We start from the raw sequence: 14,345 nt of genomic DNA on the forward strand, positions 1-14,345 counted from the left end.
CAATACATTTCATTCTTCATACATACGTTAAAAATAAAAAAGATTGTAGAAAAACATGAGTTTCTCTACAATCTGAGGCTTAGGAATTCTCCTAAGCCTTTAATGTGCGCTCATCCATCATTTTTTCGATTAATTCAAAAAATGTTTTTTTGTCGTCCTCAGATAAATGGTTGAACAGTTGATTGACAAGCAATTGGCGATTGTCGATCATTTGTTTTGCTATTTGTTCACCCGATTCAGAAAGGGTAATCCATACAGTACGGCGGTCATTGTTATTTCGAGAGCGGATAATCAGCCCTTCATCTTCTAAGTGATTGAGAGCGGTTGTTGTCGCAGAGGGAGATAATGAAACTTCCTGTAGAATATTTTTCACAGTACATGATTGATGGCGGTAGATGATGCGTAAAATAAACCCTTTGACATTCGTGACGTTTCTCGGAATGTTCTCTTCGTCTATTCGTTTCGTCGCCTTTAAATACTTTGTCAGTGCATGGTCTAACAAACTTGCCTCTAGCTTGAAATGTTGCATTCTCCATACCTCTTTTCCTATTGCATTCGCATTTTCCGATCAATTACTAGGTCTATCTTATCATAATAATCATCATCATTTAAACCAAAATGGAAGACGGCTATAAAATTACCTGTATTATCAATTAATAAAAAGAATAATTCCAAAATGAAATGATTTTACTTTCAGCTATTTTTATTTTAGAATGTGAATGAGATAAAATCTGCCAATCCAATTCTCTGGAAATTGGCTATTGAAATCAAACGTTTGGAGATGAAGATATTGAATACTTTACAGGCATTGCTAAACGACAGAATGGAACGCTCTTCACAAATTGAAGCGGTAACTGGCGGAGGTGTGTCTTATACATTTGAAGAATATGCAAAACGCATTGACCAGCTCGCTCATTACTTACATCGTAAGGGGATTCGAAAAGGTGACCGCGTTTGCTTTATTTGTCAAAACCATCATCACTTTTCAACGATTATGCTGGCAGCCATCAAAGCGGGTGCAGTCGCAGTCCCACTTAGCTGGCAGCTTACTTCTTTTGAACTGGAAGGCATTTTGAAAAAAGCAGAGCCAAAGGCTTTATTTTTTGACCGAGAATTCCGTGACATCATTGCCGCTGTGAATGTGTCTTTAGAGGATTGCCTCATGGTGGAATCCGGTGTGAATGCGAAAACAACGCAGCTGTTTGAAGACCTATTGGCTTCAAACGATGGAAGTGATCTTGCTGAGGAGGTGTCAGAAGAGGATCTAGCTATGATTCTATTCACATCCGGCACAACGGGTAACCCAAAAGGCTGTATGGTTGGACATGGACGACTCTATCAATTTTTAACAAGACATGGGAATCGAGGATTTGACCTAAAAGGAAAACGATATTTGGCGAGTCACCCTCTGTATCATATGAGCTCGATTAACCATCTCATCGCAGCTGCAATTGAAGGGTATACCCTAGTCTTTTTACATGATGCAACGCCGAAACGCATTTTAGAAACGATTGAAAAAGAAAGAATTACGTTTATGATGGCCTTCCCATCAGCTTATACGTACATGTTAGAAGAGCTGAAACGCGGTTCGTATGATCTCTCTTCCTTTGAAATTGCGATTTCTGGCGGCACGAAGGTTCCAGTACGCTTGATTAAGGACTACAAAGAAGTGGGTATTCACATGATGCATGGCTACGGAAGTACCGAAGCGTGGGTTGTCAGTGCATGGTACCCTGCAATGGGTGAAGATAAAATGGGATCTGCCGGTAAAGTCGATGCGGATGTAGAAGTAAAAATCGTTCATCCTGAGACAGATGAGACACTGCCAGCTGGAGAAATTGGCGAAGTTGTCATGAGAAGCCCATTTTATTTCCTAGGCTACTACCATCAGCCTGACGCTACTGAGAAGGTACTCAAAGATGGCTGGTTCCATATGGGAGACGCAGGCTATCTAGATGAAGAAGGTTTTCTTTATATCACAGGCAGATACAAAGATGTCATTTTGTACGGCGGCGATAATATTTATCCTGACCAAGTGGAAGAAGTCATTGATCAAATTCCAGGAGTCATTGAATCAGCTGTCATTGGTGTACCAGACGATTTATATGGTGAAGTGCCAAGTGCATATATCGTGAAAGACGAATCCGTCGATTTTTGCGAGCAAGATGTTGTGAACTATTGCCAGGAGCGTTTGGCAGATTACAAGGTTCCGTCCATTCATTTCACGAAGGAACTGCCAAAAAACAAACTTGGTAAAATTATGAAGAAAGATTTGCGTGAATTGGTTGTGAATGCGTAGGACCTATTCTGCTATAATGAAATTTGAATAATTTTTTGTTTTTCTAACGTTTTGGAGGGAAAGGGTTTGCGACAAATTCTTCGTAAGAAACAAATTCACGATTTGTTAGAACAGAGTAGGCAGCAAAAGGTAAAGAGAACGCTGGGCGGGCTTGATCTAACGCTTCTTGGTATAGGGGCTGTGATCGGCACAGGGGTCATGGTGTTAACCGGAATGACAGCAACTAAGGATGCAGGACCGGCTGTCATTTTCTCCTTTGCGATCGCAGCGATTGTGTGCAGTTTAGCAGCACTTTGTTATGCAGAAATGGCTTCAGCGCTTCCTGTATTCGGCAGTGCATACATTTATTCATATACAACGATGGGTGAGCTTGTGGGCCATCTGATGGGATGGACCTTATTGTCTGTTTATATGCTGACTGCTTCGGCTGTGGCCAGTGGCTGGTCCAGTTATTTCAACAGCCTGCTGGAGGGGTTTGGAATCTCTATCCCCCATCAATTCCTAGCAGGGCCAGAACAAGGCGGATACATGAATCTGCCAGCGATTATCATTGCTTTACTGATTGCGTGGATCTTATCTAGAGGAACGAAGGAAAGTAAAAAATTCAATAATATCATGGTGTTTGTGAAGCTTGGCATTATTGTTCTTTTCATTGTAGTAGGCGGCTTTTACGTACAGCCAGACAATTGGCAGCCGTTCATGCCGTTTGGCGCGGAAGGTGTCATTGCCGGTGCAGCCGCTGTGTTTTTTGCCTTTTTAGGATTTGATGCGATTTCGGCCTCTGCAGAAGAGGTGAAAAATCCACAGCGGAACCTGCCAATTGGTATTATTGGTTCATTACTGATTTGTACGGTCATTTACATTGTCGTTTGTTTGGTCATGACAGGTATGGTGCACTATACAAAGCTGAATGTGACAGAGGCCATGTCCTATGTGCTGCAAAGTGTGCATCAAAATAGCGTGGCTGGTATTATTTCTGTCGGTGCTGTCATTGGATTGATGGCTGTGATTTTCGCCAATAATTATGCAGCAACTCGAATTGCCTATGCGATGGGTCGAGACGGGCTCTTGCCTAAAGTGTTTTCGAAAACAAACAAGAGCGATACACCTGTTGCAAGCATATGGATGATTGGCGGAATGACAGCTGTTATTTCAGGGTTTATTGATTTGAAGAATCTGTCCAACTTAGCGAATATCGGTGCTTTATTGACGTTTGCGATGGTGAGCTTATCTGTGCTTATTTTGAGAAAGACACATCAGCAGCTTGAAAGGGGATTCCGGGTTCCTTTTGTACCGGTTTTGCCAATCATATCAATGGGCTGCTGCTTGTTCCTCATGCTCAACTTACCGGGACGCACATGGCTTTACTTTGGGGTTTGGCTGTTAATCGGTGTCGTCATGTACGCAGCGTATTCAAACAAACATAGTGAATTAGCGAAGTCTTCATGAGAAAAAGGTGCAAATCCGTTGACGATTTGTGCCTTTTTTCTTACGATTTGGGATAAGCTATAAAAGAGAAGATGGACGGAACAAGAGGAGGATGAGGGATATGATCAGCGTTAGTCCTTATATTGTAGTAGAAGATGTGAAAGAATCTCTTCAATATTATCAAGGAATTTTTGGCGGAGATATTCATATTTTAAATGAACATCAAGACCGTGTGTTACATGCTGAATTGCACCTTGGAGAATCACTGCTCCACTTTTCAGATACGTTTGGCCGCACACCAAAATCGGAGAATCTCAGATTGATTATGCAGTTTGACAATGAAGAAGAACTAAAGGCCGTATATGAAGCGCTCGAAGCTGACGGGGATGTACTGGTGGAATTACAGGATACGTTCTTTGGCGCACTTCACGGACAAGTACAGGACCGGAAAAATGGGTTGATCTGGGTTCTGAATTATATGAAATAGATAAAGGCCTTCACAGTGGTGAAGGTTTTTTTGGAGTGTTTTCATTTTCTGAAAAATGGAAAATATGCTATGTTGGAAGAATAATAAGACATGGGGAAGGGTGGCAACGGAATGGAACAAGTTGAGTTTCAATATATCCAAACAAATGGCATAAGGCTACATACTGCAATGGCTGGCCCTGAGGATGGCCCGCTGCTTGTCCTGCTGCATGGATTTCCTGAGTTTTGGTACGGCTGGAAAAATCAAATCATTCCCTTAGCAGAGGCAGGCTATCGTGTCGTTGTTCCTGATCAAAGGGGCTACCATCTAAGTGACAAGCCAGATGGAGTCGAATCATATGTATTGGATCAACTGAGAGATGATATCGTGGGCTTGATTAAGACGCTGAGTCCAAATCAAAAGGCCATTGTCGGCGGACATGATTGGGGCGGAGCGGTTGCTTGGCATTCGGCTTCTACACGTTCTCAATATGTAAATAAATTAATCATTGTCAACATGCCGCATCCGCGTGTGATGATGAAGGTTCTCCCTTTTTATCCTCCACAGTGGAAGAAGAGCTCCTATATCGCTTTCTTTCAGCTTCCAAATGTACCAGAGGCAGCACTTCAAGAAAACCAATTTCAAAGGCTGGATGAAGCGATTGGGCTGACTGATAGACCACACTTGTTCACCAAGGAGGATGTCTCAAGCTACAAGCTCGCTTGGACGCAGCCAGGAGCTATTACGTCAATGCTGAATTGGTATCGGGCCATCAAAAAAGGCGGCTTTGAAAAGCCAATTTCAAAACGGATTCTCGTTCCTGTTCGCATGATCTGGGGGATGGAGGACAAGTTTCTAAGCAGAAAGCTGGCAAAGGAATCGATTAAGATTTGTCCAAATGGACAGCTGGTTTTTGTCGATGATGCCTCTCATTGGATCAATCATGAAAAACCAGAGGTCGTCAACAAACTCATACTCGAATTTTTGAAATAAAGGGAAAAGCTCTGATCAAAGGACCAGAGCTTTTTTTATTTACCCGATTTGATTCTTTTTCAAAGAAGCAGGTTCGTCGTCCCAGCATTCAATATGTTCATTGTTCGGAACGGCATTTTTATAGAAAACAGGATCTTTTCCTTCTTTTTTCTGTCTCGTATAATCTTTCAATGCTGCAAAGGCGACCTTAGACAGCATGGTGATGGCAATGAGGTTGACGATGACCATCAGTCCCATGAATAGGTCGGCGAGATTCCAAACAAAAGGAACACTTGCCACAGCACCGAATAAAATCATTCCAATAACTGCAATACGGTAACCGATTAGCCATGTCTTGCTTGATTTAAGGAACTCGATGTTCGTTTCACCATAGTAATAATTCCCGATTAACGTACTAAACGCAAACAAGAAGACCATAATGGCAAGTACACCAGAAGCCCAAGGGCCAATGTGCTCACTTAAAGATGCCTGAGTGAGTTCAATACCCGTTAGTTTTGTTGTTCTATATGCATTTGAGAAAAGTATGATAAAAGCAGTACTTGTACAAATAATGAGGGTATCAATTAAGACACCTAATGCCTGAATGAGTCCTTGCTTTACAGGGTGACTAGTCACGGCCGCAGCAGCAGCATTTGGTGCACTACCCATCCCAGCTTCGTTTGAGAAGAGACCTCGTTTAATCCCTTCCATAATGACGGCACCCATCGTACCACCTGCAAATTGTTCAATACCGAATGCATGGGTAACTATTGTGTGAACGACGCCAGGAAGCTCTGTAATATTCGTGACCATGACAAAGAGAGCAATCCCGATATAAGCTACAGCTAGGAAAACAACAATGTATTCTGCCATCTTTGCGATCGTTTTGACACCACCGAAAATGATGATGCTAAATCCAATAGCCATAATCACTCCAACAATTAAGCGGTTTGTGCCAAATGAATTTTCAAAAGCGATGGTGATGGTATTCGACTGTACAGCATTAAAGACAATACCGAAAGAAATAGTAATCAATACAGCAAATAAAATCCCCATCCATCGTTTCTTTAAGCCTTTTTCAATGTAGTAGGCCGGCCCCCCACGAAAGCCTGACACATCCTTTGTTTTATAGACTTGGGCAAGTGTACTTTCAACAAAACTAGAGGCGGAACCAATAATCGCCAGAATCCACATCCAAAAAATAGCACCAGGACCACCCATGGCAATAGCGATAGCAATACCGGTAATGTTTCCTGTTCCAACTCGAGCTGCCATACTAATAGCGAACGCTTGAAACGGTGACACACCAGATTTTTGTTTATTTGTTCCTTCTTTAAGAACGATCACCATTTCCTTGAGCATACGAACCTGAAGGAAACGAGATCTAAATGTAAAATAAAGGCCAACAAGAACTAATAGTGCAACAATAATATATGACCATAGAAAACCATTTGTTGTTGTTAATAAACCATTGATAAAGTCATTCATAACATCACCTCTTCTAATTCCATCCTATTTCTTTAAAAAATACTGAGATCCCACTCTTTGGCGAGTTTTTTCAGCATCATGACACCGGTAATACTATTTCCGCAATCATCAATGGCGGGACCGTAAATGCCGATTCCACAGCCTGTCTGAAATGGGAATTCTCTTCTTGCGCTTGGCGGAACGCAAGCCATAATTCCTCCAGACACACCACTTTTGGCTGGAACGCCTACGAAAGCAGCAAAATTACCAGACGCATTATACATGCCGCATGTCAGCATCAATGCTTTTGTTAGTCTTGCGATATCTTTTGGGATGACTTGAACTTGTTTAAAGGGATGGTAGCCATCACTTGATATAATCAGTCCAATCAAGGCGATGTCCTCTGTTGTGACTTCGATGGAACATTGTTTTAAATACACTTCTAATGTGTCCTCGACATCTGATTCTAAGTAATTGGTTTCTTTCAAATAATAAGCAAGTGCCCGGTTTCGATGGGCAGTTGCCCATTCTGATTGATAAACCTCTTCATTAACAGAAGGACGCTTACCTATTAAGTTTTCGATTAAATCGAAAATATATGCTAGCTTTTCTGTAGAAGTCTTTCCCGGAAGGATGGAGGAAACGGTAATAGCTCCAGCATTAATCATTGGATTAAAGGGCTTCCCTGGTTTATGCATCTCAAGGCGGTAGATGGAATTAAATGCATCACCAGTTGGCTCTACATCTACCCGATCCAAGACGTAAGGTACGCCCCTTCCTAAACAGGCAGCTATAAAGCTGATGACTTTTGAGATACTTTGTAGGGTAAAGGGAACGTCCCAATCACCATATTGTACAGATGATCCATCTGGGCCTATCACGCTGATACCAAGTTGAGAGGAATTCACTTTTCCGAGTGCTGGAATGTAGCCAGCATTCTGACCGTTTTTGTAATAAGGCCGTATTTCTTCTGCCCAGTGATCAACAGAAGACTGGCATGCGTGTTGTGTATTATTAGAAATTGCTGTTTTCATACGATTCCTCCAATCAAAAATCAAAAAGTACCCTATTGAATTGGCGGATGACAAAAAATGCGATCAAATAGTCACGAAAACATGTTACACATCTTCAAAGAACTTGTCATGCGCTGCTTGTACCACTCCTTTACACCTAAATATCTGTTTAAATGAAGGCTTTGGCGGCGAAAAAACAAAAAGGGTTTTTAGTGAAAATTCAGAAAACGCTTACATATAGTTTCACTAAAATTGTTCATTCAATTTATCTTGGAAACTACACAATCTGACGTAAATCTACAGAAAAACTTACAAATAAAAATCAGTCTGTCGACAATTGTCTAAACAATTCCCATTATTGTAGACAATCCCCATAATGCAGAATAGCTGAAAGGTCACCTTGCTCCCTCGGAGAATAGTCATAAAAAAGGATTTTGGAGATGAAAGGCGTAGTGAAAATTATTTTTTTGCACATTGTGAAGAAAAGAGTCTCCTTGTATACTGTGGCTATGCAAACAGGGGAAGGGATGTCAGTCATTTGAGTTTAAACCAGCTTGTCAAAAAAGACGCATTCATTTTAATTTTTATGGTGGTCATTGTGCCGCTTGCAGGAGAGCTGAAGTTTTATCCTGTGAACGAGACATTTCGCATCAGTTTTGGAGCACCTGCGTTTTTCTTTTGTTTATTACTCTTAAGAAAATCTAGACCACTCCTGCCGGGATTTTTAACAGGCGCAGCCATTGTACTTTTTCGAGTAGGCTTAGATCTGATTCAGCAGAATGCTGATATGGCTGCGTCGTTTTATCAGCAATTCCCAAGTTTCTTTTTCTATTTTACTTATGCTTTTCTGTTTTTTGCCGTTCGTACGGGACGTTTTAAGCAGCGCTCTATTTTCATTGGGATCATCGGTCTCATGATCGAATTACTGGCTGATTTTGTCGAGCTGTTTGTACAATTTCTAGTGTTCGATACAACGATGACCCTATCAAAGCTGAGTGATATGTTCCTCATCGCGTTTGCTCACAGCTTTGTGGTGATCAGCTTTTTTAATATGATGAGGCTGTACGAGGCACAATCAAGAGAGAAACAAATCATGAAACAAAATGAGCATATGATGATGGTCATTTCGAATTTATATGAGGAAACGGTTCACTTAAAGAAAACGTTAAATCATACAGAGCACATTACGCAAGAATCATATCGGCTTTACCGTCTACTGCATGACCACGAACTAGGGAAGAAAGTGAGTCAAGAGCTGCTAAAGCTCGCAGGAGAAATCCATGAGGTGAAAAAGGACAATCAGCGTATTTATGCTGGGCTTTCAAAGCTGATTTCAAAGGAAAATATGCAAGACTATATGAGAGCCGAAGAGCTTGTTCGCATTGTGATCCGCATCCAAGAGAAATACGCCCTATCTCTAGGGAAAAACATCTCCTTTACCTCTGATATACGTGGCATTCATTTGCATGATTATCATGTTTTTATTTTCTTATCTTTGATTAATAATTTAATGGCAAATGCAGTTGAAGCAATAGAAGATAACGGAACGATCTCACTCGTATTAAAAGGCGGTCATGATAAAATAGAGATTCGGATTGAAGATGATGGCCCGGGTATTCCTGAAAAATTGAGAGATGTTGTGTTTGATCCAGGCTACACTTCGAAATTTGATGCATTTGGTACACCGTCAACTGGGATTGGCTTATCCTATGTGAGAGAGCTGGTTCAAGAGCTTGGGGGTCAAATCCAGATCGAACAAAAAGAAACAAAAGGTACAGCATTTCAGCTTGTCCTTCCTATACAAAATTTAATACAGAAAGGGTGAGTGTATGCGATTTTTCATTGCAGATGATGATCGTGCAATACGCTCGATTTTAGGTCAAATTATTGAGGATGAGGATTTGGGAGAGGTCGTGGATGAAGCCGATGACGGAGTTGGATTAGAAGCTCATTCATTAAATCTCAAAAAAGTAGACATCCTTCTGATTGATCTTTTAATGCCTGCTAGAGATGGCATTCAAACCATTCGTCATATACACCCTGAATTCAAAGGCAAGGTCATCATGATTTCTCAAGTAGAGGCGAAAGAGATGATGGCAGAAGCCTATGAACTGGGGATTGAATATTATATTCATAAACCTGTCAATCGAATTGAGATCGTCAGTGTCATTCGAAAAGTCATGGAGCGCATCAAGCTGGAAAAATCGATTTACGATATTCAAGCTTCCCTTCGCCATGTGCTGCCATTAGAGCCCGTGATTTCTCGTGATGGGGGCTCTGGGGCGAAGCGAAGAACGATGAAAGAGGCAGGAGAATTTCTCCTGTCTGAATTAGGAATTGTCGGAGAGAGCGGCTCTAAGGATCTAATAGAGATACTGATCTACTTACATGAAACACAGACAGCCAATTCCCATGAGGTCAATTTTCCTCCACTAAAGCAGCTGTTTATCAAAACGGCTGAAAGAAAGCTGGATCATGGTGCGACTGATGTGGAAGTGATGCGGGAAGTGAAAGCGGCAGAGCAGCGAATTAGACGAGCCATTCATCATTCCTTGAATCATTTCGCTTCACTAGGATTAACAGATTTTTCGAATCCTAAGTTTGAGCACTATGCGTCGAAGTTTTTTGATTTTACCGATGTCAGCCAAAGAATGAAAGAAATGCAGAAGACATCTTCACCCGCAGGATCGACGGGCAGAGTCAATACGAAGAAGTTCGTTCAAATCTTTTATTTCGAAGCAAAACAGTTATTCGAAGGAATGAGCTAAGAAAAATCTGTTGGAATGATTGGAGAAAATAAACAGTGGAAGGGAGCCCTTTTCTATGATCAGACGTGCTCGTCAGGTGTCTTTGTTATTTATCTGATCATTCTGATTTTTCTTTTTTCTTGAAAATAAAACCCTCCTGTGCAATCGTTTGTTAAAATAGTGAGGTTAGACTAGAATGTCGGAGGTTTTATTTTGGGAAAAATTAAACGAAATGCGCTCTGCCCTTGCGGAAGCGGAAAAAAATATAAACATTGCTGTGGCCAAAAGTCAGGCGGAGAACAAACGTCTGAGCTTGTGTTTAAGGAAGCTGTACAAGTTCAAAAGGATGTAATGAATTATGCTTTCTCTAAGCATCAGAGAGCGATCAATCAATTCATTAATGAGTTTTCTTTCCTTGCAGATATGGATAAAGAAACGCAACAAATTTCAGTCTTTCATTTGAGTGTATGGTGCATTTTCTTCCGTCCATTAACGGATCAGAAAGAAACCATCTTCCATGAATTCCTGACAAAGAAAGCAGAGGAAATTACCCGTCCGAAAACAAAACAAGTGGTTCAATCTTGGACAGACATGGAACCATCATTGCTTTTATTAAATGAAAAAACGGACGAGTCTCTATACTTTGAGAATATGGTGACAGCGGAGAAGGTTGAAGTTGATGTAAAACCGGATCAAACAGTGCTGCCAGAGAAGGGCAGTCTCGTGCTTGGTTTCCCTGTTCAGTTTGAAGACAAAGCAGAGTTTTTCATTCAATATACGATGTTTGCGAAAGAGTTTACAGATACCCTTCTTCTTCAGGTTCGCCAGCTCGTTGAAGCACACGAAGCAAATGGAGGAGCGCGCAGCACATTTATGAGAGAATCATTCCCTGAAGTGCTGAAGTGTATGTTTGCGAAGCAAGAAGTAGAAGAACCGGAAACACCTGCTCAAACAGAAGGCGGTACAGGACTATTAGCAGATCGTATGGACTGGGCAAGTGACGTTCAGCTGGAAACAGCCAAGCTGATTGAAGACGGGATGAAGGAGCACGGTGATCAAAGCCTGACAGATGGCGCTTTAACGGTTTGGAAAGCGTACTGTGATCAGAAATCACCTGTGATCCGTAAAGCAGCGTCATTTGCTGCGGGAATCGAATATTATATTCATTCGCTTGCAAGTGATGCCCCGCTTTCTCAAGCACAAGTTGCTAAAAAGTATGGCATTAGTGCGTCTACTGTATCGAGCCGTTTTAAAGATATCGAAAAAGCGGTTAAAGAAGAGCAAGAGGCGACTGTATAATAGTAATCAAAAAAGACGCGGTAACCTTATTGAGGGTTCCGCGCCTTTTTTAAACATTATTCTGTGATGATAAAACTGTTCATATATTCTTTTGTATTAAAATCGTTCAAATCAATTTTCCACTGACCTTCACCGTTACGTTTCATTTTCACTTCAAATTCAGTAGGGCTGGATGCCGGAGGAAGTTTTTCAAATTCACTCGCATATATCTTCAAGCTCTTTTTGTACAACTCTTTTTTTGTGATTTTCCCTTTATAAAATTCTTTTGAAATATCAGCCAGCTTGTCTTCTAATTCAGATGCGTCAATGCCTGTAACTTTTGCCACAACTTCAGCTTCTTCATTTTTGATAGCTTTTACACTAGTTTCTACTTTGGCTTTTTCCTTCACTGTGTTTTGAATGCGCTGATACATGCTTAGAATGTCTTCATCACTGACTTCGTTCCCATAGATACTTGCACTTCTTCTAAAGTCTTTAATAAACATTTCATTATATTTATTCACGAGATCAGCCTTATTGTCACCAGTTAGTTCAGGGAACTGTGTATTTTCTTTACCGAATACGATGACATCTGTATATGCATTAAGGGCCTTTGCTGCGTTGTTTAATTTTTCTGCTGTATCAATAATCTTTTTTCCATCAAGGTCAATTTCAATTGGATCACTATCTTTATTGATTGGATTTTGATAAACGAGTTGGTATTTCGCTCCTTTATCTACCAAGAAATAAAGAGAGCCTTTTACAGATTTGCCTTTATTTAATGAAGTTGAATTAAGTCTGTCTTTGCTGCTATAAAAATCTAATTCTGACACTTGTGAATCACCCTGATAGAGAGTAAAATGTCTGCTTAATAATGAAAGTGGTTTATTTTCTTTGTTCGTAATGGTTAGGTTGACTTTTAACACTAATTCATTTTCTCGAAGAGTGGTCGATGCGTCGTCTGGCAAAGTATATTCATAGCTATTCACTTTTACCTCTACTGTATTAGAGGATTTTTTTTCAGAATCTGTTGTTTTTACTGAGCTTTGACAAGCTGCAGAGAAAATCATCATTAATGCAATCATGACTAGTACACTTGTTTTTTTAATCATTTCATACTCCTTTGTATATATTCCCGCTTTCTTTAGCGTCATCCTTCTAAGATAAAAGTGATATATTGAATGGTATATTCGGGTTAGAAAGGGGAAATTATCCTAATGTCAATTTACCTTATTTATTTTATCGGTTTTATTCATGATGATGAATAGGTTTTAATTCCTATTTCGGTAGGTTTTTTCACAAAATATATGAATATAAGAAGGTGATGAGAGGAAAAGACTAGTAAAAAAGAATTGATTATAGATTTATTTTTAGATGCTTTTAATGAAAAATCTTGAAAGAGAGATAGTAGTTATATACAAGAAGATGACGGATCACGAAGACCACGATCCGATCAAATTGCCAATTGGTAATGCCAGGGCATATGCGAAGACCATCAGCAAATCTTATACATGGGAGCTGACTGTCATATGGAGCAGGATGATGATGACGATTTTGATGGTCATGAGAAGCTCCGCTTTTCGTTTTAGTGTATCTTCACCTATTTTCGCGACGTCCACCTGCAGGTTGATTTTCAGTGAGCAGGATACTTGAATTTTGAAAATGATTCATGGGAAAATAAGGATGATTAAGCAGATAAGGGAGATGAGCTTTTGAAAAAGGTAACGCTTGGACGAACTGATTTACAGGTGAATCCGATAGGGCTTGGTACGAATGCGGTAGGTGGGCATAATTTATTCCCGAATTTGAGTGAAGATGCTGGACGGGAGCTTGTGGAAACGGCTCTTGATCAAGGTGTCAATTTCTTAGATTCTGCTTTTATTTATGGGCTGGGCCGTTCAGAAGAATTGATCGGTGAGATCATTGCCAAACGAGGCGGCAGAGAGGAGCTTGTCCTTGCGACAAAAGGAGCTCATAAAGAAGTAAACGGGCAAATTGAACTTGATAATAGCCGCAATTTCTTAAGAGAACAGGTCGAAAATAGCCTGAAGCGACTGCAAACAGATTATATTGATTTGTACTATATGCATTTCCCTGACGGCCGCACGCCGTTGGATGAAGTAGCAGGCACATTAAAGGAATTGAAGGATGAAGGGAAAATCAGGGCAATTGGTGCATCAAATCTTGATTTTGAACAGCTTCAAGTCTTTAACCGAGATGGCTACTTAGACGTACTTCAATCGGAGTATTCTCTGCTGAAACGTCAGGCGGAGCAGGATCTTCTCCCATACTGCGTCGAACATGGCATTTCCTTTATTCCTTATTTTCCGTTGGCATCAGGCTTGTTGACTGGAAAATTTACGAAGGATGCGACATTTGATGACATTCGAGCAAAGGACCCGCTTTTCCAAGGCAATGCGTTCCTTCAAAATCTCGAAAAAGTAGACAAGCTGAAGGTCATTGCACAATCAAAGAACGCAGAAACGGCACACGTAGCACTGGCCTGGCTTTTAGCGCAGGACGGCATTGATGCCATTATTCCTGGTGCAAAACGAGCAGAGCAAGTCTTGCAAAACCTAAAAACAAACGATGTTCAATTAACAAAAGAGGAAATCAACCAAATCGACCAGATCTTCTCTTAATATATAAAAAATAAGGTGCGCAGCTGCACCTTA

At 40.7% G+C, this 14,345-nt stretch carries 12 protein-coding genes; 8 read left to right on the top strand and 4 right to left on the bottom strand.

All coding sequences use genetic code 11. The annotated features are described in order from the left end of the window. Positions 1-91 precede the first annotated feature (91 nt). A complete protein-coding gene (locus tag R0K30_RS08580; protein WP_099726165.1) occupies positions 92-529 on the bottom strand; it encodes a MarR family winged helix-turn-helix transcriptional regulator in 438 nt (145 codons plus the stop codon). A 261-nt stretch (positions 530-790) separates the two neighbouring features. On the opposite strand from R0K30_RS08580, the gene R0K30_RS08585 reads away from it, so the two are divergent. The 4 genes from R0K30_RS08585 (at position 791) to R0K30_RS08600 (ending at position 5,186) form a co-directional block, all read left to right on the top strand. Then, positions 791-2,299, top strand: coding sequence for a class I adenylate-forming enzyme family protein (locus R0K30_RS08585; protein ID WP_256499254.1), 1,509 nt, complete (start codon positions 791-793; stop codon positions 2,297-2,299). 66 nt (positions 2,300-2,365) lie between these two features. Then, complete coding sequence (locus tag R0K30_RS08590) at positions 2,366-3,748, top strand: amino acid permease (protein ID WP_410610125.1); 1,383 nt, start codon at positions 2,366-2,368, stop codon at positions 3,746-3,748. A 100-nt stretch (positions 3,749-3,848) separates the two neighbouring features. After that, the gene (locus R0K30_RS08595) at positions 3,849-4,214 is read left to right on the top strand and encodes a VOC family protein (protein WP_099726162.1); all 366 of its coding nucleotides are present in this window, start codon (positions 3,849-3,851) and stop codon (positions 4,212-4,214) included. A 111-nt stretch (positions 4,215-4,325) separates the two neighbouring features. Next, positions 4,326-5,186 carry an alpha/beta fold hydrolase gene (locus R0K30_RS08600; protein ID WP_410610127.1) on the top strand — a complete coding sequence of 287 codons (861 nt, stop codon included), beginning with the start codon at positions 4,326-4,328 and terminating at the stop codon, positions 5,184-5,186. A 39-nt stretch (positions 5,187-5,225) separates the two neighbouring features. On the opposite strand, the gene R0K30_RS08605 is transcribed toward R0K30_RS08600, so the two are convergent. Next, entirely contained in the window at positions 5,226-6,653 is a 1,428-nt protein-coding gene (locus R0K30_RS08605) for an alanine/glycine:cation symporter family protein (RefSeq protein ID WP_099726161.1), read from the bottom strand. A gap of 32 nt (positions 6,654-6,685) precedes the next feature. Then, positions 6,686-7,666: a glutaminase gene (locus R0K30_RS08610; RefSeq protein ID WP_099726160.1), complete on the bottom strand. Its 981-nt coding sequence runs from the start codon at positions 7,664-7,666 to the stop codon at positions 6,686-6,688. Between the two features lie 517 nt (positions 7,667-8,183). Here R0K30_RS08610 and R0K30_RS08615 point away from each other — a divergent pair. From R0K30_RS08615 to R0K30_RS08625, 3 genes are all read left to right on the top strand, one after another. Continuing rightward, the gene (locus R0K30_RS08615; protein ID WP_099726159.1) at positions 8,184-9,470 is read left to right on the top strand and encodes an ATP-binding protein; all 1,287 of its coding nucleotides are present in this window, start codon (positions 8,184-8,186) and stop codon (positions 9,468-9,470) included. A gap of 4 nt (positions 9,471-9,474) precedes the next feature. Continuing rightward, positions 9,475-10,413, top strand: a complete 939-nt coding sequence (locus R0K30_RS08620; protein WP_099726158.1) for a response regulator — start codon at positions 9,475-9,477, stop codon at positions 10,411-10,413. Positions 10,414-10,605: 192 nt separating this feature from the next. Beyond that, entirely contained in the window at positions 10,606-11,691 is a 1,086-nt protein-coding gene (locus R0K30_RS08625; protein ID WP_410610131.1) for an SEC-C metal-binding domain-containing protein, read from the top strand. 56 nt (positions 11,692-11,747) lie between these two features. Here the strand turns inward: R0K30_RS08625 and R0K30_RS08630 are convergent, their stop codons facing one another. Continuing rightward, positions 11,748-12,782: a DUF5105 domain-containing protein gene (locus R0K30_RS08630; RefSeq protein WP_410610133.1), complete on the bottom strand. Its 1,035-nt coding sequence runs from the start codon at positions 12,780-12,782 to the stop codon at positions 11,748-11,750. Positions 12,783-13,382: 600 nt separating this feature from the next. Between R0K30_RS08630 and R0K30_RS08635 the strand changes: the two genes are divergently transcribed. Further along, positions 13,383-14,312: an aldo/keto reductase gene (locus tag R0K30_RS08635; protein WP_327924568.1), complete on the top strand. Its 930-nt coding sequence runs from the start codon at positions 13,383-13,385 to the stop codon at positions 14,310-14,312. The last annotated feature ends 33 nt before the right edge of the window (positions 14,313-14,345 follow it).

This window comes from Bacillus sp. SIMBA_154 (assembly GCF_046536015.1).
GTDB lineage: Bacteria > Bacillota > Bacilli > Bacillales > Bacillaceae > Bacillus > Bacillus pumilus_P.